The sequence below is a fragment of the Paenibacillus terrigena DSM 21567 genome (genome assembly GCF_000374845.1).
Taxonomy (GTDB): Bacteria; Bacillota; Bacilli; order Paenibacillales; family Paenibacillaceae; genus Paenibacillus_K; species Paenibacillus_K terrigena.
Window position 1 is genome coordinate 34,040 of record NZ_KB895417.1, and the last position, 20,479, is coordinate 54,518.

16 protein-coding genes and 1 riboswitch are annotated in these 20,479 nt (G+C 49.6%); of the genes, 9 read left to right on the forward strand and 7 right to left on the reverse strand.

All coding sequences use genetic code 11. The annotated features are described in order from the left end of the window. Window positions 1-44 precede the first annotated feature (44 nt). Window positions 45-183, forward strand: a riboswitch (cyclic di-AMP (ydaO/yuaA leader). Window positions 184-372: 189 nt separating this feature from the next. Next, complete coding sequence (locus C558_RS0116335) at window positions 373-1,578, forward strand: KamA family radical SAM protein (protein ID WP_018757359.1); 1,206 nt, start codon at window positions 373-375, stop codon at window positions 1,576-1,578. 70 nt (window positions 1,579-1,648) lie between these two features. Here the strand turns inward: C558_RS0116335 and C558_RS0116340 are convergent, their stop codons facing one another. The 4 genes from C558_RS0116340 to C558_RS0116355 form a co-directional block, all read right to left on the reverse strand. Then, window positions 1,649-2,308 (reverse strand): TetR/AcrR family transcriptional regulator, encoded by a 660-nt coding sequence (locus tag C558_RS0116340; RefSeq protein WP_018757360.1) that lies wholly within the window; start codon window positions 2,306-2,308, stop codon window positions 1,649-1,651. A gap of 21 nt (window positions 2,309-2,329) precedes the next feature. Continuing rightward, complete coding sequence (locus C558_RS0116345) at window positions 2,330-3,349, reverse strand: ABC transporter permease (RefSeq protein WP_018757361.1); 1,020 nt, start codon at window positions 3,347-3,349, stop codon at window positions 2,330-2,332. Beyond that, window positions 3,346-4,089 carry an ABC transporter ATP-binding protein gene (locus tag C558_RS0116350; protein WP_040675223.1) on the reverse strand — a complete coding sequence of 248 codons (744 nt, stop codon included), beginning with the start codon at window positions 4,087-4,089 and terminating at the stop codon, window positions 3,346-3,348. Before C558_RS0116350 ends, C558_RS0116345 begins: the two co-directional genes overlap by 4 nt. Window positions 4,090-4,392: 303 nt before the next feature. After that, the gene (locus tag C558_RS0116355; protein WP_018757363.1) at window positions 4,393-4,716 is read right to left on the reverse strand and encodes a hypothetical protein; all 324 of its coding nucleotides are present in this window, start codon (window positions 4,714-4,716) and stop codon (window positions 4,393-4,395) included. A 185-nt stretch (window positions 4,717-4,901) separates the two neighbouring features. On the opposite strand from C558_RS0116355, the gene C558_RS0116360 reads away from it, so the two are divergent. The 7 genes from C558_RS0116360 (at window position 4,902) to C558_RS0116390 (ending at window position 14,736) form a co-directional block, all read left to right on the forward strand. Then, on the forward strand, window positions 4,902-6,119 hold the full coding sequence (locus tag C558_RS0116360) for an MDR family MFS transporter (RefSeq protein ID WP_018757364.1): 1,218 nt from the start codon (window positions 4,902-4,904) through the stop codon (window positions 6,117-6,119). 550 nt (window positions 6,120-6,669) lie between these two features. Then, on the forward strand, window positions 6,670-7,935 hold the full coding sequence (gene hflX, locus C558_RS0116365; RefSeq protein ID WP_018757365.1) for a GTPase HflX: 1,266 nt from the start codon (window positions 6,670-6,672) through the stop codon (window positions 7,933-7,935). Between the two features lie 18 nt (window positions 7,936-7,953). Then, complete coding sequence (locus C558_RS0116370; RefSeq protein WP_018757366.1) at window positions 7,954-8,922, forward strand: quinone oxidoreductase family protein; 969 nt, start codon at window positions 7,954-7,956, stop codon at window positions 8,920-8,922. 241 nt (window positions 8,923-9,163) lie between these two features. Next, entirely contained in the window at window positions 9,164-10,795 is a 1,632-nt protein-coding gene (locus tag C558_RS0116375) for an extracellular solute-binding protein (protein ID WP_018757367.1), read from the forward strand. A gap of 113 nt (window positions 10,796-10,908) precedes the next feature. Continuing rightward, window positions 10,909-11,874, forward strand: a complete 966-nt coding sequence (locus C558_RS0116380) for an ABC transporter permease (protein ID WP_018757368.1) — start codon at window positions 10,909-10,911, stop codon at window positions 11,872-11,874. A gap of 13 nt (window positions 11,875-11,887) precedes the next feature. Then, window positions 11,888-12,778 carry a carbohydrate ABC transporter permease gene (locus C558_RS0116385; protein WP_018757369.1) on the forward strand — a complete coding sequence of 297 codons (891 nt, stop codon included), beginning with the start codon at window positions 11,888-11,890 and terminating at the stop codon, window positions 12,776-12,778. A 140-nt stretch (window positions 12,779-12,918) separates the two neighbouring features. Continuing rightward, the gene (locus tag C558_RS0116390; RefSeq protein ID WP_018757370.1) at window positions 12,919-14,736 is read left to right on the forward strand and encodes a sensor histidine kinase; all 1,818 of its coding nucleotides are present in this window, start codon (window positions 12,919-12,921) and stop codon (window positions 14,734-14,736) included. A 43-nt stretch (window positions 14,737-14,779) separates the two neighbouring features. On the opposite strand, the gene C558_RS0116395 is transcribed toward C558_RS0116390, so the two are convergent. Beyond that, window positions 14,780-16,357, reverse strand: coding sequence for a response regulator (locus tag C558_RS0116395; RefSeq protein WP_018757371.1), 1,578 nt, complete (start codon window positions 16,355-16,357; stop codon window positions 14,780-14,782). A gap of 204 nt (window positions 16,358-16,561) precedes the next feature. On the opposite strand from C558_RS0116395, the gene C558_RS31220 reads away from it, so the two are divergent. Continuing rightward, the gene (locus C558_RS31220) at window positions 16,562-18,046 is read left to right on the forward strand and encodes a LamG-like jellyroll fold domain-containing protein (RefSeq protein ID WP_018757372.1); all 1,485 of its coding nucleotides are present in this window, start codon (window positions 16,562-16,564) and stop codon (window positions 18,044-18,046) included. A 363-nt stretch (window positions 18,047-18,409) separates the two neighbouring features. Here the strand turns inward: C558_RS31220 and C558_RS0116405 are convergent, their stop codons facing one another. Both C558_RS0116405 and C558_RS31225 read right to left on the reverse strand, forming a co-directional pair. Beyond that, window positions 18,410-19,834 (reverse strand): DUF4179 domain-containing protein, encoded by a 1,425-nt coding sequence (locus C558_RS0116405; RefSeq protein ID WP_018757373.1) that lies wholly within the window; start codon window positions 19,832-19,834, stop codon window positions 18,410-18,412. Continuing rightward, complete coding sequence (locus tag C558_RS31225) at window positions 19,797-20,324, reverse strand: RNA polymerase sigma factor (protein WP_018757374.1); 528 nt, start codon at window positions 20,322-20,324, stop codon at window positions 19,797-19,799. The genes C558_RS0116405 and C558_RS31225 overlap by 38 nt, the downstream gene beginning before the upstream one ends. Between the last annotated feature and the right edge of the window lie 155 nt (window positions 20,325-20,479).

The window sequence follows — 20,479 nt, forward strand, 5'->3', positions numbered from 1 at the left end:
ATACGATAATTTAATATTTGACTATCTAAGATAAATTGTTGTAAAATGGAAATACGCTTAATTTCCGGATATGAGATCGGAAAGCGGGGGAACCAATTTTTTGGGGCGAATCAAGGATGTATTGTAGGGAACCATCTTTCCCGAGCCCGACAGCTAACCTCGTCAGCAGTGGATGGGTCAATCATAGACACTTTTGCCGCACCCCTGACCCGTTGAACCGGGTCTTTTTGCGTCTAATCGAGAGAGGCCCGGTTGCCTGCAAGGACGAAGCACATGCTTACGCTTGCAGACTGCGGGTCATTTTTTATGTTGATGAGCGAGAGGAGGGACACAGCGTTACCATAAATCTGACTTTCAAGGAGGAACAACAATATGGCACAGCCGAAATATATCACGAATATCGATAAAATTGTGGAGATCCCGGAGCAAGAACGGGCGAAGTTGAAGCAAATAACGGAGAAGTTCGTATTTCGCGTGAATGATTATTACTTGAAGCTGATTGACTGGAACGACCCGAATGACCCGATTAAGAAATTGGTAATCCCGAATGAGGGAGAATTGTCCGAATACGGTAGATGGGATGCGTCCGATGAGGACACGAATTACGTGGTTCCGGGTTGTCAGCATAAGTATAAGACGACGGCACTTCTCATCGTATCCGAGGTATGTGGTGCGTACTGCAGGTACTGCTTCCGTAAACGTCTGTTCCGTAATGATGTAAAAGAAGCGATGTCGGATGTGAGTCCGGGCATCGAATATATTCGGCAGCATCCGGAGATTAACAATGTGCTCCTGACAGGCGGAGATAGCTTGATTCTGGCAACACCCAAATTGAAAATGATTATTGAGCAATTGCGAGACATTGAACATGTGAAGATTATTCGGCTTGGCTCCAAAATTCCCGTGTTCAACCCGATGCGCATCTATGAGGATGAGGAACTGCTCGATACCATTCGGACATTCTCGAACAGTGATCGCAGGATCTATGTGATGGCCCATATCAATCATCCGCGTGAAATAACGCCTGAAGCAAGACGAGGGTTTGAGGCGTTACATCAAGCTGGAGCGATCGTCGTGAATCAGACCCCGATCCTTCGGGGCATTAATGATAACGCTGATGTCTTAGCGGAATTGCTCGATAAGTTGTCTTGGGCGGGGGTCACGCCATATTACTTCTTCATTAACCGCCCTGTTGCGGGCAATCGGGATTTTGTCCTGCCGCTCGAACAGGTGTATCGCCTCGTTGAAGAAGCCAAAGCGAAGACATCCGGCCTCGGCAAAAGAATCCGACTATCGATGAGTCATACGTCTGGTAAAATTGAAATTCTCGCGATTGAGAATGGGAAAGCCTACTTGAAGTATCATCAATCGAGAGATGACCATTACGGTAAATTTATGGTGCTGCCTTGTCCGAAGGATGCATCATGGTTCGATGACTTGCCGGGGAATGAAGCGTATTGGAAGAAGCCGAAGAAGAAGACGGATGCGATTGTCTCGGTGAATGAGCTGCCGCAATTCCCACAGAAGGCAAGCCGTTCGGCGGCGTCGCAGCCAGCGATGAAGGCTGTGAACCAATAACATCATAGTAAATGGAAAAGAAAAGACGGGTGGCTTCTCAGCGTGATGCTGGGAAGCGGCCCGTCTTTTGTTAAGGTGCCAACCCTTTCATAATAAATTGGATCGTGGCTTCACGTTCGAGAGCATCATCCCAGTCTGATCCTGCTTGGGGCTCCAAAATGGAACGGAACAGCACATAACCCAAGATAGAGAAGGCGCTGAGCCGCATAATCGTGAAGGAGGGGAGATCAATCAGCTTTCCTTCGCCTTGCAGCTTATGAATAATTCTCTCGAATCGTCCCTTCATCTCGTTGAATACGAGCTGCTGTAGCTGCTTCTGGAGATCGGGGTGGAAGGGCAATTCCTGTACCACAATTTTGAACAACCTGCGATTCTGCTGCAGGAAAGTAATGCGATTGTCGATCAGTGCCCGAAGGAGCTGATCGAAGCTATCGTAATCTCTGGAGAGTACATCTTTGAACTCTCGGAGGAGAAAGGGGGCGAGCAGCTTCACCATGGCCGGCGTGACGATCGAGAGCAGCAGGTCCTTCTTGGTCTTAAAGTGGCGGAATATCGTTCCCTCTGCGACGCCAGCCCGCTGGGCGATCTCGCTCGTTGAAGATGCCGCATAGCCTTTTTCCGCGAATATCTCAATCGCTGCTTCGAAGATTCGCGCTTGCTTGGCGGTTCGTGGAGCGGTAGGATCGCCTTGCAAGAGCTCCTCCATCCATGGCTCCAGCGATTTGGTCATATAGGTCAACTCCTTGCTAGATTAGATCGCGCGCTGTTTCTTCAGCGCTGCGATATTGAGTAGTGCGAAGACGATCGAGAATCCAAGCAGGATATAGATATCAAGCTGAATGTCGCCAATACTTTCCCCGCGAATCATAATCCCTCGCATGGCATCAGCCCCGTAATAGAGCGGCATGATATAACTCAGCTTCTGCAGCCAAGGCGCCATTGCATCCAGATTGAAGAGTCCGGAGAAGAACACTTGCGGGACGATGACGAGCGGAATGAACTGAATGATCTGGAACTCGCTGCTGGCAAAAGAGGAGAGCAGCGTGCCGAGTGTCAGTGCCGTCAAGGTGAGCAGCAGGTTAATCAGGAGCACGAGCCCAAAATTGCCGACCATATACATGCCGAGCACTTCAATGGCGAACCACGTGATAAGCGTGGCTTGCAGCAAGGTGAATATGCCGAACCCTAATAGATAACCGCCGACGACTTCAGAGCGCCTAATCGGTGTAGCGAGCAGCCGTTCAAGCGTTCCTGTGGTGCGTTCGCGCAGGAAGGAGACGCCGGCGATCATGAATACGAAGAAGAAGGAGAAGAATCCGATCAGAACAGGTCCGAAGTAGTCGAAGGAGGACATGCCTTCTTTTCCATGCAAATAGGTAATGTTCGGTTGTATGGTCGGCGTGTTCGCTTGCATCACCTTCTGAAGCCGAAGGAGAATCGCTTGATTCATAGAGGGGTCGCTGCCTTCGAGTATCAAGTCAGGCTTGCCGTCTGTAAGCGATAGGATCGCATCGAGATCTCTAGCTTCTAGGGCTTGCTTCGCTTCCGCTTGATTGGTATAGGTTGTAACATTCGCATCTGTGCTATTTAACCGCTCGATGATCGGGGCGGGAAGCTGGACAGTACCGATATTCGGTGTAATCGGTTGACCGTTGAAGATGAAGTTCAGCAGCGTTAAGATAAGCAGCGGCGCTAGGAAAATAAGCGCGAGTGTCCGCTTGTCGCGAAGGAACTGGCGAATGATTCGTAAGGCTAATGCACGCGTTCTCATGCGAGGACACCTCCCCCAAGGACAATGAACGCATTTTCGAGCGTCGTTGTACCGCTTCGTTCTTTGAGTGCTGCAGGTGAATCGACAGCGGTTAAGTGACCATCACGAATGAGGCCAATACGGTCGCATTTGTCTGCCTCATCCATGACATGTGTGGTGAGGATAATCGTCGTTCCCTGATCGCGCAAGGCGAGCAGCTCTTGCCAAATCGATTGCCGAAGCACGGGGTCAATACCGACTGTCGGTTCGTCCAGAATGAGCAATTCTGGTTCATGCAGGAGAGAGATCGCGAGTGATAGCCGCCGCTTCATTCCGCCGGAGTACGCTGCAACGGTCTTATCTTTATGATCGAGCAAATCGACGACACGCAGTACCGCATCAATCCGTTCGTTCCGTCTAACCCCGCTCAGTCCATAGAGGGAGGCGAAAAATTGCAGATTCTGACGAGCGGTTAGCTCATTATACAGTGCATCCGATTGCGCCATGTAACCGATACGCTTCAGGAGGGAGAGCTTCGGGACTTTCTCGCCAAGGATATGAATTTCCCCGCTGTCGGAACGGTCCATGCCGGTCATTAACTTGATTAAGGTTGTCTTCCCGGAGCCGGATGGCCCGAGTAAGCCGAAAAGCTCGCCGCGCTCGACCTGAAGATGGATCGACTGCAGGACGGTTCGCCCGTGAAAAGAACGGGATATATCGCGAATTTCTAAGATGTTGGACAAGGAATTCACGCTCCTCATAAAAGTGAGTGATCACTCATTTTCAATACACCCCTATTATATGTTACTTCTGTCATCTTGAGAAGTGAGTAATCACTCATTTTAATGTTCGAGCGGATTACCTATTCGCATGATTTCGCTAACGAATCGTACGGTTCTTATTTCTCGAGAAATGAGGCCTTATCTCATCTAACGAACTTCAGCATCGTTATTTCTAGAAAAAGCACCTCAAACTACCCAATTTAGGCCCAATAACGCTGCTGTGGTTCGTTAGTTCGAAAAACGGGTCACTTTTTCGCAAATAAGCACGCAACGATTCGTTAGCTACTGATTCTGTTCGTACCATTCCTGCAGCTTGAAGCGCTCGATTTGATCCCATAGCTGCTCCTGCTTCAGAATTTCGTATTGTCTTGGTCCAATCAGATCGAAATGCGGGAAGGCATCCCGTTGATGAATACGCTCTGGCGGTAATTTGTGCGTTATACACCATGCCCGCAATCGATCCAGATCCGCACAGCCGACCTTCGTGATCGTCGTGATCCCAGGGAAACGCGGCTCCACCCAATAATGGGTGATATACGCTATCTCACCACGCGAGACAGAAGCTTTCCATTGCTCCAATTCTTTTCTTTTTATGCCAAATGCCATTGTTATCGCTTCTTTCCATTAGGCTCTATCTTCCACCATGTTACTTGAAAGTAGCAAAAATATCTCTGGATTTTTCGAAAAGCACTTGAACCCCTATCCCAATTCTGATAAATTATGATAACAATTTGTGGAAATAATAGATTACCACAGTTTAATAGAATCTTATCATTATAAGGAGGGATCGTGTGAATCGAATCATTCAATTATTGACCAATAGTTATAACACACTTCGTTCGCAGCATCCCATCGTCAATTCATTGCTTGTCGGAACGGTCTTAGCACGAGCGGCTTCATCCATGAGTATGCCGTTCCTGGCGATTTATTTATCGAAAACAACGTCCATGAGTGCTGTTATGATTGGACTCGTCATCGGTGCCGGATCCTTAGCCGGCATGTTCGGCGGTTTTATTGGCGGTGCATTATCCGATCGATTCGGGAGACGGGTCATTATGATGGCTGCTTTATTTGGCTGGGTCTTCGCGTTCGTCGGGTTCTCCATCTTCAAGACACCGCTCATTATTATGTTGTTAAATATGGTGAACGGATTATGCCGATCGTTCTATGAACCGGTCTCTCAGGCGTTGATGGCTGATTTGACACCGAAGGAACGACGGTTCCAGATGTTCTCGCTTCGCTATTTAGCTATTAATATCGGTGTTGCGGTGGGGCCTCTGCTGGGAGCATATTTCGGCATGCGCAGCGGAACAACACCTTTTCTGATTACAGGATTTATTTATTTCATCTATGCGGTGGTATTATACGGATTGCTCATGACTTTTGGTATTAAGCAGATTGAAGGAGACAAGAAACCGAAGGTCACAATTACGGCAACATGGCATGTTATTAGGAAAGACGTTACGCTGAGATACTACTTGATTGGTGGAATAATCGGCGCAATCGGATATTCACAGATGACCGTTACGTTGTCACAGTACGTGAATAATAGCGTTGCGAATGGGGTGACGCTGTTCGCGCTACTCATGAGCGTGAATGCGATTGTTGTTGTCGCCTTCCAGCTTCCGCTGGCGAAGTGGGCGGAGAAACGCTCTCCACTTGTTGCTATCACGGCGGGCAATATTCTCTTCGCGCTTGGCGATATCGGGTTCGCCTTCTCATGGAATGCCGTAACGTTCTTGCTGTCTATGGCCGTATTTACGCTTGGCGAAGTATTGAATTTCCCATCTTCAAATCTACTCGTGGACGAATTGGCACCGGATGAGATGCGAGGAGCTTATTATGGGGCACAATCGTTTAATAGTCTTGGATTTTTCCTTGGACCATGGGTGGGCGGGATGCTGCTCATGTATTTCGGCGGTGCAACCTTGTTTACGGTCATGGCGGTGATTACGGTTATGAGCACATCCTTCTATCGCTTCGGCATGCGAAGGTTTGAGAGAAGCTGAGACATCGTAAAGGGCTGCCGCAAGTCATTCCAGAAAATTGACTTGCGGCAGCCCTTGTTGTGTCTTAATACGAGTTTACTGGATTCCAGATAGCCCTCCTATAATTACTAGAAATATAAAGTTCTACTACGCTGCTATCGAAAGGCTTACGGGACAAGGGTTTCAGATTTTATTTGTGTCTGTGAGAGGTGTATGCTACAATCGAAATTAACGAATAATGAACGGAGGGTTTCCTGTGAACAATATTTACGCAGTCAGATTACGTTTCAATGCTTTGTGCCGCTAACTGAATAGTGCTCAAAGACTCTGCGTGTGTGCAGAGCGAACGGGATTGGTCTGCCTTGTAACAGGGAATCAATTGTAACAACAATGGACAAATCAATAATCCTTACCCGAGGAGCAAATGTGCTGGTTGTGAACCAGGGATGTGCTTTTTTGCGCATGTCCTGAGATTCCGATCGGTTTCTTTGCTGAACTCCACCCGTTAGCGATGAACACAGGCGATGAGTCTGTGTTTTTTATTTTGTGTGAATAATGGAGGAATAAATATATGGAACAACTCATTCAAAGAGCAATTTTGGTCGGAGTCAATTTGAATCACCAGACAGATTTTGAATATTCCATGGAAGAGCTCGGGAACTTGGCCGAGGCATGTGATGTCGAGGTTGTAGGTTTAGTCACGCAGAATTTGCAGAGGGTTACGTCTTCCCATTACATTGGTACAGGTAAAATCCAAGAAGTTATCGCGCACATGGAAGCACATGAGGCCAATATGGTGATTTTCAATGATGAACTATCGCCATCGCAAATTCGGAATCTGGAAGCGGACCTGCAGTGCAAGGTCATTGACCGTACGATTCTCATTCTGGATATTTTCGCCCAGCGGGCCAAAACGAAGGAAGCGCAGCTTCAGGTTGAAGTTGCACAATTGCAATATATGCTGCCGCGATTAGTTGGTCTGCGTGAATCGCTAGGTCGGCAGGGCGGCGGCGGTGTCGGTACGAAGAATAAAGGGGCCGGGGAGACGAAGCTCGAGCTGGATCGTCGTCGGATTGAAGAGAAGATTAATGTCCTTAATAAAGAACTAGAGTCATTAGTCGCTCACCGTCAGACGCAGCGCAAGCAGCGGAAGAAGAACGATGTGCCGGTCGTCTCGCTCGTAGGGTATACGAATGCGGGGAAATCGACGATTATGAATGCGCTCGTGGAACGGTTTAATCCAACCGCCGCGAAGCAGGTCTTCGAGAAGGATATGCTGTTCGCAACCTTGGAAACGTCCATTCGGAACATTCCGCTGCCGGATAATAAGTCGTTCCTGCTTACGGATACTGTCGGGTTCGTCAGCAAGCTGCCGCATCATCTCGTCAAGGCGTTCCGATCGACTTTGGAGGAAGTGGCCGAGGCAGATCTCCTCATTCATGTCGTGGATAACTCGAACCCGAATCATGAGCAGCATATCGAGATTACGAACAATACGCTCAAAGACATCGGCGTGCAAGACATTACAACCATTTATGCGTATAACAAATCCGATCTGATTGACTTCCCGATTCCAAGCGTTCAAGAAGATCGTATATACCTTGCTGCCAAGCCGCGGATTGGGATTGATGAGCTGGTGCAGGTGATCCGTCAGCATATTTTCAAAGACTACATCAAGTGCGAAATGGTCATTCCTTATGATAAAGGAAATCTGGTGTCCTACTTCAATGAGCATGCGAATATTCTGGAGACCAGCTATGAGAACGAGGGGACGAAGTTAGTCCTAGAATGTCGTACGGTGGATTACGAGCGTTATCAAGACCTCATTATTCGATAGGACGGGAGTATAGACAGCATGAGAGCATTGGTATTTGAGCAATTTGGCGGACCAGAGGTCTTGCATTATGCAGAGATTGCGGATCCGGTGTTGTCGCCGGGAACGGTGATCGTGCGGACGTGTGCTGTTGGTCTGAATTTCGCAGACGTCTATCGCAGGCGCGGGAACTATCATCTGGCAGGGCAGCCGCCCTATATACTCGGCTACGAGGGAGCCGGAATCGTGGAACGTGTGGCTGACGATGTGCAGGGCATTCGGCCCGGTGACCGAATCGCTTTCGCTGATGTACCTTATGCCAATGCGGAGCTGGTTCAAGTTCCTGTGGATCGAGCGATTCCGCTGCCTTCCGATATTACCTTCGATCAAGCAGCATCCGTGCTGCTGCAAGGGATGACAGCGCATTATCTGGTGAATGACAGCTATGCGGTACAGCCGGGCGATGACATGCTGGTCCATGCGGCTGCAGGCGGTGTGGGGCAGCTCCTCATCCAATTGGGTGTCAGCAAAGGGGCGCGCGTCTTGGGACTGACCTCCTCGGCTGCCAAACGTGAGATCGCGCTGCAAGCAGGAGCGGATGAAGTCCTGCTGTATGACACCGACTGGGTGGAGGAGGCGATCCGTTGGTCGCAAGGGGGGAACGGCGTTCGAGTGGCTTACGACTCCGTCGGTTCGACCTTAATGGACAGCTTCGCGGCGGTACAGATTAAAGGGCATGTCGTCTTCTACGGTATGGCTGGTGGCGATCCGGTACCTGTCGATCCTCGGATGCTCATGGATACGTCGAAGTCGTTGACTGGCGGAGATTTGTGGAATCATGTGACGTCGCGGGAAGACCGGATTCGACGGGCAAATGCCTTGTTCGAAGAAATCAGCAAAGGTCGGCTGCATCTCGAAGAGCCGAAGCGATTCGCCTTATCCAAGGGTGCGGAAGCGCATCGACTACTCGAAAGTCGCATGAGCACGGGAAAAATATTACTTATACCGTAAACGTCATAACGTGCAACGGGCACGGGCTAAGAGAGGGAACTCTTTCGGCTCGTGCTTTTTTCTGCTCATAAGGGGCTCGCATGGGGATTCCATAATTTAGACGGTCTTCTTCCATACATCGAAGGGTTGGATGAATTTCTGATCCCTTTACAATAAATAGTAGCGATACATGAACGAGTCGATCTTGGGGGCATCGTAATGAAATCGCTTACCTGAACAATCGAAAGGGGAGCTAGAGAAAATGGAAAAGTATACAGCAATGCTGTTATCCCTCGTGATGGTGCTCGTATTACTATCGGGATGCGGTGGTTCGAAGACAGACGGAGAGTCCGCTTCATCGGGTCAGGTTACAACATTTACGATGAACTCGACGACGCCTAACGCTACATTCGACACACCGATCGGCAAGATCATTACGGAGAAGACGGGCGTGAAATTTGATTATATGACGGTTGTGGGCGGTTCGGATGAAGCGACTCAGAAGTATGATGTATGGCTCGCTTCTGGCGATTTCCCGGATGTCCTCGCATTCAGTCCGGCTTCTATGGCGAAATACCGTGATGCTGGTGCTATTATTCCGCTGGAAGATTTGATCGATCAATACGGTCCGAACATTAAGAAGAAATTCGGTAAATTCTATGATCTGCTGCGCGATCCAGACGGACACATCTATTCAATCTTTGCTCCGAATTTGGTAGAGAAGATTCCAGATATTCAAGCAAGCTTCGTCGTTCAATACGCGGTATTGAAAGAGGCGGGCTATCCCGAAATCAAGACATTGGATCAATTGCACACCATCCTGAAGGATTACGTGAAGAAGCATCCGAAGCTCGATGGACAAGATGTGATTCCTTTCTCCAGCCCGGACCCGGCGCGTACGTACCTGAATGCACCGATTGCGGCACAAGGTCAACCGGATCACGGCGAATTCATCATCGATAAGGATCAGAACGTTCACTTGGCGGCGACGGAACCGTTAACGAAAGACTTCTACAAATTCTTAAACAATTTAAATAAAGAAGGCATGCTCGATAAAGAATTGTTCAGCTTGACGTGGGAGAGCTTCTCCGCCAAAGCAGCACAAGGCCGTATCTTATCAGGCTTCGTTCCGCAATGGATTATGGGCGGAATTGAGAATTCCTTGACAGCAGCTGGCAAGTTCGATCAATTGTATGCGAAGTTCCCGATCCATATTCAAGATGGCATTGAGGATCATGTGAACACGATTACGCCAACGAACTCAACGAACAACTGGTCGATCACGAATAAAGTGAAGAATCCGGAGAAAATCATTCAGTTCATCGATTATTTCTTCACGGATAAAGGGCAAGAACTGACACGTTGGGGGATTGAAGGCAAGCATTTCGAGAAGGTGGATGGCAAACGTGCCGTCAAACCGGAATATGCCAAAGAACGCGCTGAGAATCCAACCGTGGATGCACAAGAAGGATATGGTTCATACTCTTGGTTCACGTTCGGTAACGGTTCGAAGCTAGAGGATGGCGACTGGGCTACACCTGTGAACCCGGATACAGTTGAGCAATTGTACAACCCGGCTACCAAGGAAGTGTTGGCCAAGTATGGCAAGCAGGTATGGGCTGATTTCTTGCCAGCACCTGAGTATATCCCAGCGTACACATGGCAGCTGAATGCACCGAGCGAATATAAAGGGCTCTGGAAGAAGATCGAGCAAGTGCTGTATCGTGGCGCACCGCGTGTTATTTTAGCGGAAAATGATGCTCAGTTCGAATCGTCTTGGAATGAGCTCGTGACGCAGCTGGATCAAGCGGGACAGAAGAAAGCCGAAGATCTGTGGACGAAGACGTGGAAGAACTATCTCGAGACTTACAACAAGGCGGTCCAATCGAAGTAGCAGGAACTGGAGAGTCTGCCTGATCGAAGCATCGGTTCAAGGACCGGATTGGCTTCCGACAGGCGGACTCTTGTCCATAATAGGCACGAAGTTCAATCAAGGGAGGGCTGAGGATGCAGCAAACCGTACAAATTCCGCCTCATACTGTCAAGAAGACACAAACCCAGCGCAAATCATGGATTCGGCGATTGGGGGGGCAATATCAGCTCGTATTGCTATCGATTCCATTCGTCCTGCTCGTTATTCTATTTAACTATGTGCCGCTCTGGGGATGGCTTGCGGCTTTTCAAGACTATAAGCCTTTCAAAGGAGTGACGGGCAGCGAGTTCGTAGGACTTGCGAATTTCAAAGTGCTGTTCGCGGACCCGCATTTCCTCGTGGTGCTGCGAAATACGCTCGTGATGAGCGGTATGAGCCTGGTTACCGGCTTCGTCGGTGCGATCACACTGGCGCTATTTCTGAATGAAATTCAGGTTCGCTGGTTCAAGCGGATCGTGCAGACGGTCACGTATATTCCGCATTTCGTCTCCATGGTCGTTATCGCGAATATCGTATTGATGTTTCTGTCGCCGGACGGCGGATTTATTAATAACTTACTGATGAATTTGGGATGGATTGATAAGCCGATTTATTTCATGGGCAAAGGGGAATGGTTCTGGGTTATTCATACAATCACAGGCCTCTGGAAAGAGCTCGGTTGGAGCACCATCATCTATTTGGCTGTGCTCGCGGGCATTAATTCCGAGCTGTATGAAGCGGCTGCTGTGGATGGGGCAAGTCGACTACGGAAGATGCTGCATATCTCCATTCCTGGTCTGATGCCTACAGCGACGCTGCTGCTCATCATGTCGGTAGGTTCCTTGATCAATACCGGCTATGAATCACAGATGCTCCTGGGTAACCCGCTAGTTATCGACTATTCGGAAGTATTGGATTTGTATGCTTTGTCGGTTTCGTTCGGTGGGGGAGATTATTCCGTCGGTGTCGCGCTTAGTATGTTCAAAGGCTTTGTAAGTATCATGCTCGTCGTCATTGTGAATTTTATCGCTCGTAAATTGAGTGATACGAGACTGTTCTAGGAGGGATACCGCGATGAATCCAAGACGAAGTGTACCTGATGTCACCTTTCAACTACTCAACTATGTATTGCTGTTCATCCTGGGCTTTGCAACGTTGTATCCGTTCTGGAATTTGCTCGCGATTTCGTTCAATGATTCACTCGATACGATGCGGGGGCAGGTGTACTTTTGGCCCAATGAGTTCACGCTGAACAATTACGCGATCATATTTCAGAATGATTCCTTGCTCGGCGCCGCACTTCGCTCCATTGCCCGTACGGTGATCGGCACCGTGTTATCTGTCGGATGTACAACGATGCTGGCTTATACGCTATCGCGCCGGGAATATTTGCTTCGCAAGCCGATCAATGTGATCCTGGTTGTGAGTATGTATGTGAACGGCGGTCTAATACCGATCTATATGCTGATCAAGGATCTTGGCTTAACGAATACGTTCGCCGTCTATATCATTCCTGGGCTTATCGGTGTGTTTAACGTGATCATTATGCGGTCCTATTTCGACCAGCTGCCGGAGGCGCTCGTGGAGTCCGCACGGATTGATGGGGCGAGCGACATCGGTGTGCTGTTCCGCATTATTATTCCATGCAGCTTGCCGGTGCTGGCGACGGTTACGTTATTCGTAGCGGTAGGTCACTGGAATTCGTGGTTCGATAATTATCTCTACAATAGTAAAGATAGCCTGAGTCTACTGCAATATGAGCTGATGAAAATTATGACGAAGTCGACGAGCGAAGTGACGAGCAATGCGCAGGCTGCGCTCAATCATGAGACATTGCGGCAGACATCGCCACAATCGATTCGCGCGACGATGACGATTATCGTCACGTTCCCGATTCTGTTCGTCTATCCGTTCCTGCAGAAATATTTCATTCAAGGGATAACGGTGGGCGCAGTCAAAGAATAATAGCTAATCATTGACCCCTGGTATCGGCGTAAATTGTGCTAATTGCCAGGGGTTTGGCGCAGTTATAGAACTAATGAGTCCTAATCCGTGTGCTATGATAGGATGACATAACACTTGGAGAACATCAGGAGCTCCCATCGATGAAGAAGACAGGTGAGAATATGCGGATACGAACGAAATTGGTTATGGTGAACGCACTGATCGCGACACTCTTGCTCGGCTCCTTAACCTATGGGTTGAGTGTTTATACGAGCCGGGCTTTTTATAATAAAACCGTACAGGATGTGCATTTCTCCGTCTCGCAGCTGGCGCAGAATGTGGACAATATGCTGCTGTCATATGAACAACTGGTCGACTCCTTGTATTCGAATGTGGAGCTTCAGCATCGGTTCTTCATTCATTACCCGTCGCAGCTGGCGGCGCAGGAGGCGTATTTTAATTATTTTGTACCGTTTACGAAATGGATCAAGGCGAACCATAACTTAATTCGGTTAACGATCTATACGGATAATCCGACCTTCCAATTCGCGGATGTGAAGCTGCTTGATTCGGAAATGGTCAAGAGCGAATGGTACGACCGCAGTCTGAAGAGCGACATGGACATTTATAGCGAGTGGATTTATAACGGTTACGACACATTTTTCAAGCTGAAGACGTTCCGACTGATTAAGCGCATTAAGGTGGAATCGGATCATAATCTATTCGTCGCCATCGATTTGAGCGAGAAGGAGCTGTACAATCTCACGAATTGGGAGAACCAGAACAAACGGTTCATGATGGTGCTGCCGAATGGGCAGATTGCTGTCGATAACTTCGATCAAACCCACAATATTAGGGAGCTCACGGATGAACCGGAGCTCGAGCAGGCGCTGAAGAACCAGGGTGACAGCTTCGAATATACGGATCCTGCAAGCGGTGATCGCTTTTGGCTGTCGCAGCGTACCTTGCATTCCCGCGGCAGTGTCCAAGGCATGCGCATCCTCGTCATGACGCCGCTTGAAGAGCTATCAGCGAATGTGCATGAGATGGAGCGGATCGCGGTGGTATTATGTGTCATTGCGATTGGATTATCGGCACTACTCATCTATTCGAGTACTTCACGGCTGACGAAGCGACTGATGACGCTGGCTAGGCATATGCAGAAGGTGGATGACGGTCGGCTGACGGAACGGATGGCGGATACCGACGGACGGGACGAGATCAGTGTGCTGGGAACGAGATTTAACAATATGATGGGTCGCATTGAAAGTCTCATCTCGGATGTTTACGTGGCGGAACTCCATCAGAAGGAATTAGAGCTTCGGCGCAAAGAAGCCGAGATGTACGCGCTGCAGACGCAGGTGAACCCGCATTATTTGTTCAATACGCTTAATGCGATTCGCGGCAATCTGCTCGAACGCGGGGATCGCGACAACGCCCGAATCGTCATGCTGCTCGCGGATTCGTTCCGCAATGTACTGCGGCAAGCGGGACATCTGATTCCGCTCAAGGAAGAACGGAACATTGTGGAGACATACCTCGAGATTCAGCGGTTCCGTTATGGGGAGCGGATGCAATATGAGATTGAGATGCCGGATGCTCTACAGGAAGTGTTGATCCCGAGGCTCGCGCTGCAGACGGTCGTCGAGAATGCCGTTATTCATGCGGTAGATCGCAGTAAGACACCGATACGAATCCTGCTTGAAGCACGTGAAGATGATGAAGAGAACTATATGTTGTCCGTCACGGACAACGGTCCAGGGATGACTGAGCAGCGGCTGGAGGAAGTCCGTACGCACATTGAAGAACGAAGCGATGCGGAGGCGCTGCATCTCGGCATTCGGAACACACATCAGCGTCTACTCTCGATTTATGGGGAGAGCTATGGCGTGATAGTGAACAGTGAGTTTGGAGCTGGAACGAAGGTAACGCTTCGACTACGGAAATATCCCGTTCAAGAACATATGAAGGATGAATAAAGAACGCCTCCCGTCCGCATAGGACGTTGGAGGCGCTTCTCATTCATCTGGACTGGTTGCGATATTCATTGGCGCTGACACCGAATGTTTCCTTGAATTTCTTATAGAACCAATCGAGCTGCTTGTACCCGACGGATAAGGCGACCTCATAGACTTTCATGTCCGTGCTAGCGAGCAGGGCGCAGGCTTTGTTCATCCGCAGATGCAGGAGATAGTCGTTGAAGGTGGTCCCTTCGGAAGCCTTGAACAATTGGCCTAGATACGCGGCGTTCATATGAATTTGCTCGGCGATACTCTTCAAGCTGATCTGTTCCGAATAATGCGCTTCTACAATCTGTTTCAGTTCGAAGACGGGATTCGAAGGCTGCTTCCATTTGGCTGCCTCCAAGAAATCTACCCATTCTTCACCGGTCTGACGGGCAATACGAATGAGCTGGTCGAAATTGCGGCAGGCGAGGATACTCCGGTAGGAAGCAGCGGCTCTGCTGCGGAAGAACAGTTCGCCTTGTTCGCCGTATTGGCTTGCATAATGGTAGAGGCCGACCATCCATTCGACGATGATGGCTTGGACATCGGACTTGGACATCCCATTTCGCTTCCAGATCTCCGCTTGTTCATGGAGACGCAGCGTAGCGTATTCATTCTTCCCATGCTTAATGGCCTCCAGCATGTCTGCGACGAATTGCCGATTCGCATCACTGATATCGTCGCTATCCATCTGCAGCGTCGTGGGGGTCATGACGGATTGTGCTCCGAGCAAAAACTTGCGCTCCAGCGTCGCCAACGCGCTCTGATAGGACACGGGTACCTCTGTCGGATGATGAACGGGGGTCCCTATGCCGAAGGTGAGCGGGATCTTGGTATATTTCAGCGCGGTATCGTGGTAGGAGCGCACTAACTCAGTAATCTGGGTAAGCGATGCGTGACCTGAGGCGAGCACGAGACCGATGCGGCCTTGTTCATCTTCGAAGACGCCACCTGCCGGCATGATGAGCTCCTCCAGCACGTTGCGTATGGCAAAGGTGGCGGTCTGCCATTCCCTTGCCGTCCAGCTTGAATCATCTAGATCCAGCGCATCCATCTCAACGGTCACGGCGGTCCATGTGGCGCTGGACGGTAGGATGATACCGCAGGAACGGAGCATGCGATCTGCCTCTGTAAAAGGGATTCGCCCTTGCGCCCATTGCTTGATTGCATCGTTACGAATGGCTTGAATGCCGAGGATACGCTGCTTGTCCAGCATCCGATCGGATTCAATTTCGGTTTTCAATTTGCGGACGAGGGTTAACAGGTCTTCTTCTTTGACGGGTTTGAGCAAATAATCTTTGACGCCGAGCTTGAGACATTGCTTCACATATTCGAATTCGTCGTAGCCGCTAATCGCGATGGTCTGCGTATGCGGATAGGATCGCAGTTCTTTGAGGAGTGTGAGACCATCCATTCCGGGCATACGAATATCGCTGAGGATGACGGCGTAGTTGTGCTCCTTAATCATTTCAAGAGCTTGGTCGCCATCCGTCGCTTCCCCTGCAATGCGGAATCCTTCCCGTTCCCAGTCTATGGCATATTTTAACGCTTTGATTGCGCCGGGTTCATCATCGACGAGCAGTACATTGAGCATGTCTGGTGCCTCCTGATGTCGTATTTGCCCCTATTATAGACCGGATTCTTGCCTTAGGAAAGCATGGTTTAAGAAGTTCTGCAATTCTTGAAATGACCTGTAGTTACAAGGGGTTTTCTCTATAAATACAACGGTTGAAGGATTGGATAAATGTGCTAAAATAGCGGTGACAATCGTTGTGAACGAGAAGGGCGGGGGATAAATATGGTCCATCGGGATGAAATAATCGGGAATGAAAAGCCTCGCTGGCAAGTGACTTATGAGCAAGCTGAGGCCACACGAGGAGAAGGGAACCATGGGCAGGCGCTCGACTTCAGTCTGAATGCCGCGATCCGAAAAGCAGTCGCTCAGCCGAACCCGCTGAAGACGTATGTGGGGGATTTTACCGTTAGCGTATGGGTGAAGGGTGATCCATTGCTTGGGTTTGGGCATAGATCCTATGATATGGTATCGGCGGCGTATACGGAAGACGTCAGGGAGATAGGCTGGAAGTTTAGTGTTCAGCCGAGCGGCGCCTGGAGTTGGCGAACGTTAGGTGAGGAATCCCATGTCTATGAACCAACGGCAGCAAGGCAGTCGATTCGGGATGGCGCATGGCATTTACTCGCATTTACATACTCGTCACGGCAGCCGGAAGTTCGGCTGTATTATGATGGATTGAATGTGGGGATCTATAGTGTATCGCTACCGCCGACCGGAGCATGGAATCGGGCGGATACGCTGTGGATCGGCGGCGAGCCCCAGAACGATTGCGACCGAGAGACTTTCCCGGGTTGGATCGATGAGGTATGGATTGACGACCGGGCATTGACGGCGGATGAGATCGGTGAGCGTTATCGGAAGAACGGGGCTGTGGAGCCGACATTGGCGTGGGCAGAGGATGTATCTTCATTGAAGGTCATGACCTTCAACATCTGGAACGGCGGCCGCGAGATGGGCGCACAGATTGGCGTGCAGCGCGTGATTGATGTCATTCGCGACAGTGGCGCCGATGTCATCACGATGCAGGAGACGTATGGTTCCGGGCCCATGATTGCCGACGCGCTGGGTTATTATTTCTACTTGCGCAGCTCGAATCTATCGATTATGAGCCGGTATCCTATTGGGGACACGTATCCCTACTATCAAGCGTTCCATTGCGGAGGCGCGCGGCTGCAACTGAGCGAGGATCTTCACGTCAACGTGTTCTCGATCTGGCTTCATTACCTCGCGGATTATTGGGGTGAGTTGTACCGGGATGCCGGGATGTCTCAGTCGCAATTACTCGAGGGCGAGCAGGAACGGACGAAGGAGCTCACGGAGATCATGAAGGCATTGGGCCCGCTCGCTGCGAAGTCTGAGCAGGAGCCGCTGCTCTTATGCGGGGACTTCAACAGCGGCTCGCACCTCGACTGGATCGACGCCACGCGCGCGCTGCACAATGGGTACGTCTTTGCGTTCCCGCAGTCGATGGCGCTCGCGGAAGCGGGTTATCGCGATTCTTACCGCGAGGTGTGCCCGGATCCGGCGGCCAATCCTTGCGTGACGTGGCCGGCAGAAGAGCAGTGCGGGTGCATCGGCGACCGCATCGATTACATCTATGCGCATGGTGCGAAGCTTGAACCGCAGGCCGCGCGGAGGATCAACACGCATGCGGTTCGCTATCCTTCGGATCATGCGGCGGTGATGGTGGAGTTCAAGATTCGGTAGTGTGCGTAGTGGCGAGGCATGTGGCCTAACGGCTAGTTCCTCGTGATGGGCTGCAGTTCGTATCTATGTTGGATTTCATCCATGATAGCTGGCGAAATATCGGTCATTCGGCGCACGATAGTGGATTTTTGCAGGATAGCCGACTAGAATTCTCGCTTTTTGGCCCGAACTATGCAGAGTTACTACAGATATCCACGATAGCTTGTGATGTGTGGCGTTTGAGGTGCAAGTTACTGCGATAATCCATTATAGCTGGTGGGTAGACGTGCGGCGGGTGCGCCGGTGCACAGACATTCTAGTTGCTTTTCAATAAAACAAGCCAAGAAGGATGCATGACGAATGCGCCCCTCTTGGCTTTTCTTGTTATTTCGTTGGTACGGTGAAAGGGATGGACCAGTTCAACTTGTAGTAATGCGGGAAACTGGAGAGAACAAGCGTAAATTGCTTCGTATTCGAATCCTTCGGCAGATTGCGGAAAACGATAGATTGATTTAGTTCATAGAACCCGTCTTCACCTGTCTGCCTCAGTCCAAGCGGGGTTTCTGGATGCGCATCCATCAGGTAATGATTGCCCTCATCGTCTACAAGTTCCCATTTTCGCAATCCTATATAGGGATGTGTTATTCGGTCAGCGTGAACTTGAAGCTTGGCAGTATAAGCTTTCTGATTGTCAGGATCCTTTTCAAGTGCGAAACGCTTGACTTGAAACGTCGTCTCCTCATACTTCTTCTCCAAGGGCTTCTGTTGTAGCGCCCCTCTATCTATCGGAAAAGCAAAATGAACAGGTTCGACGATCCATATGCCGTTTGCTTGAAAGGCATATTCTCTTCCTTGTTGAAGTGGGTCCATACTAATAAAGTATTTGTTCGAATGAATCTTGGCCTGCTGCTGGGGTTGTGGAGCATACGAGAGCATATTATTGTGCTTAGAATTGGCATTATACAACAGAATGATATTTCCATCGCCATCTTTAATGATGTAATCGATTGACAGGATTCGTTGGGTTGTACCGTCAAATTCAAACCGTGTCATGCTAGGGGAGAATGTAATCTGCTGAAGCGCAAACGAATCTCCCTGCGGGATAGTAAAATCCGTGTTCTGAGGGATTGCTACATGCTTTGTAGCGGACTTACTGTCGCTAATATCGATAGGAATACGAATATCCCATTTCCCATACAGATACTGATACGATTTGTTGCCAGTCGCAGGAATTTGAATTTTATTGATATGAAGCTGAAGAGTAAGCTTCTGGGGCGATTCAGGCAGGTCAAACGTTAAATAGCCATACTCGCTTTGTACATCACGCTGCCATTTAGAGAATCTGTTCGTCAAGGTACGACTTGTAGCGTCCATAACGGATAGATCACCATGTAAATAATCTGCGAATCTCCCGCCATCCCGTTCTACGTAATACGATACGACTAACTGAGTCGAGTCGGCTAATACATCGACAATATGTAAGGTGATATTGTTGTCGCTGACAGAAGCGTCGACATTCACGCTATACCCTTCCTTAGCAGCAGAGGTTACACCTGAATCGAGGAGGGTTGGGTCTGTTAGGGTCGAGAACCAGCTCGCAATCGAAGGGAAACTGCTCACCATAATACAGCCGCTAAGAACAACTGCTGTTAGGGTCGTAAGAATCATTTTACGACGGGTGGACCAATGCCCAACACCCCTACGCCCTCCTTCAGCCCGCACGCGCTCCACCAACCGCTGCTTAAACGCGACCATATCGATCGTTCCTTCTTCATGACAGCTTTTCGATTGACGAATGGGATTGTTCATCGTACTCCTCCTCTAACATATGACGTAATCTTGCACGTCCTCGCCATAGGCGGGATTTGACGGTGCCTGCGGGCTTGGCGAGAATGAATGCGATCTCTTCCACGGATAAATCTTCATAATAGTGCAGGACGATAGGCGTTCTTAGGAACTCTGGCAGTTCAAGAACGGCTTGATAGACAAGCTGTGCGCTTACGTTCGATAGGTACATTTCTTCCGTACTCTCGGTAGCGCGCTCAGGAAGGATCTCCATCACTTTCTCGCGCCAGCTGCGGCGATAGGCCATTCGGCATTCATTAATGACGATTTTGGCGAGCCAGGAGAAGAGGGTGCCGCGTTCCGATCTGTATTGGTGCTGCATCGTATACGCTTTGAGAAAGGCATCCTGTACACGATCCTCGGCATGTCCGTAATCACGCGCGTATGTATAAGCTAATCGAACCAAGCGCTGAGCGTAGAGATCAGCCCATTGCTCTAATTCATCGGGCAGCATGTATCCACCATCCTTTCTGACTCTACTATGCAGAATATCATGTTTTGGTTCCCATCTTTTTGCAATCTTTATAAAAATGACAAACAATTTTCATATAATTCTTGGAACTTTTACAGGGTGTACTGCGTCAAACTTCTTAGACCATGTTTCGACAT

What these genes read in the sequence shown, in the direction of transcription:
- C558_RS31225 (WP_018757374.1), bottom strand. Translation starts at nt 20,324, where the DNA reads ATGCTGCCCGATGAATTAGAGCAATGGGCTGATCTCTACGCTCAGCGC.
- C558_RS0116395 (WP_018757371.1), bottom strand. Translation starts at nt 16,357, where the DNA reads ATGCTCAATGTACTGCTCGTCGATGATGAACCCGGCGCAATCAAAGCG.
- C558_RS0116375 (WP_018757367.1), top strand. Translation starts at nt 9,164, where the DNA reads ATGGAAAAGTATACAGCAATGCTGTTATCCCTCGTGATGGTGCTCGTA.
- C558_RS0116355 (WP_018757363.1), bottom strand. Translation starts at nt 4,716, where the DNA reads ATGGCATTTGGCATAAAAAGAAAAGAATTGGAGCAATGGAAAGCTTCT.
- C558_RS0116370 (WP_018757366.1), top strand. Translation starts at nt 7,954, where the DNA reads ATGAGAGCATTGGTATTTGAGCAATTTGGCGGACCAGAGGTCTTGCAT.
- C558_RS0116405 (WP_018757373.1), bottom strand. Translation starts at nt 19,834, where the DNA reads ATGAACAATCCCATTCGTCAATCGAAAAGCTGTCATGAAGAAGGAACG.
- C558_RS0116380 (WP_018757368.1), top strand. Translation starts at nt 10,909, where the DNA reads ATGCAGCAAACCGTACAAATTCCGCCTCATACTGTCAAGAAGACACAA.
- C558_RS0116345 (WP_018757361.1), bottom strand. Translation starts at nt 3,349, where the DNA reads ATGAGAACGCGTGCATTAGCCTTACGAATCATTCGCCAGTTCCTTCGC.
- C558_RS0116350 (WP_040675223.1), bottom strand. Translation starts at nt 4,089, where the DNA reads ATGAGGAGCGTGAATTCCTTGTCCAACATCTTAGAAATTCGCGATATA.
- C558_RS0116340 (WP_018757360.1), bottom strand. Translation starts at nt 2,308, where the DNA reads ATGACCAAATCGCTGGAGCCATGGATGGAGGAGCTCTTGCAAGGCGAT.
- hflX (WP_018757365.1), top strand. Translation starts at nt 6,670, where the DNA reads ATGGAACAACTCATTCAAAGAGCAATTTTGGTCGGAGTCAATTTGAAT.
- C558_RS0116385 (WP_018757369.1), top strand. Translation starts at nt 11,888, where the DNA reads ATGAATCCAAGACGAAGTGTACCTGATGTCACCTTTCAACTACTCAAC.
- C558_RS0116335 (WP_018757359.1), top strand. Translation starts at nt 373, where the DNA reads ATGGCACAGCCGAAATATATCACGAATATCGATAAAATTGTGGAGATC.
- C558_RS31220 (WP_018757372.1), top strand. Translation starts at nt 16,562, where the DNA reads ATGGTCCATCGGGATGAAATAATCGGGAATGAAAAGCCTCGCTGGCAA.
- C558_RS0116390 (WP_018757370.1), top strand. Translation starts at nt 12,919, where the DNA reads ATGAAGAAGACAGGTGAGAATATGCGGATACGAACGAAATTGGTTATG.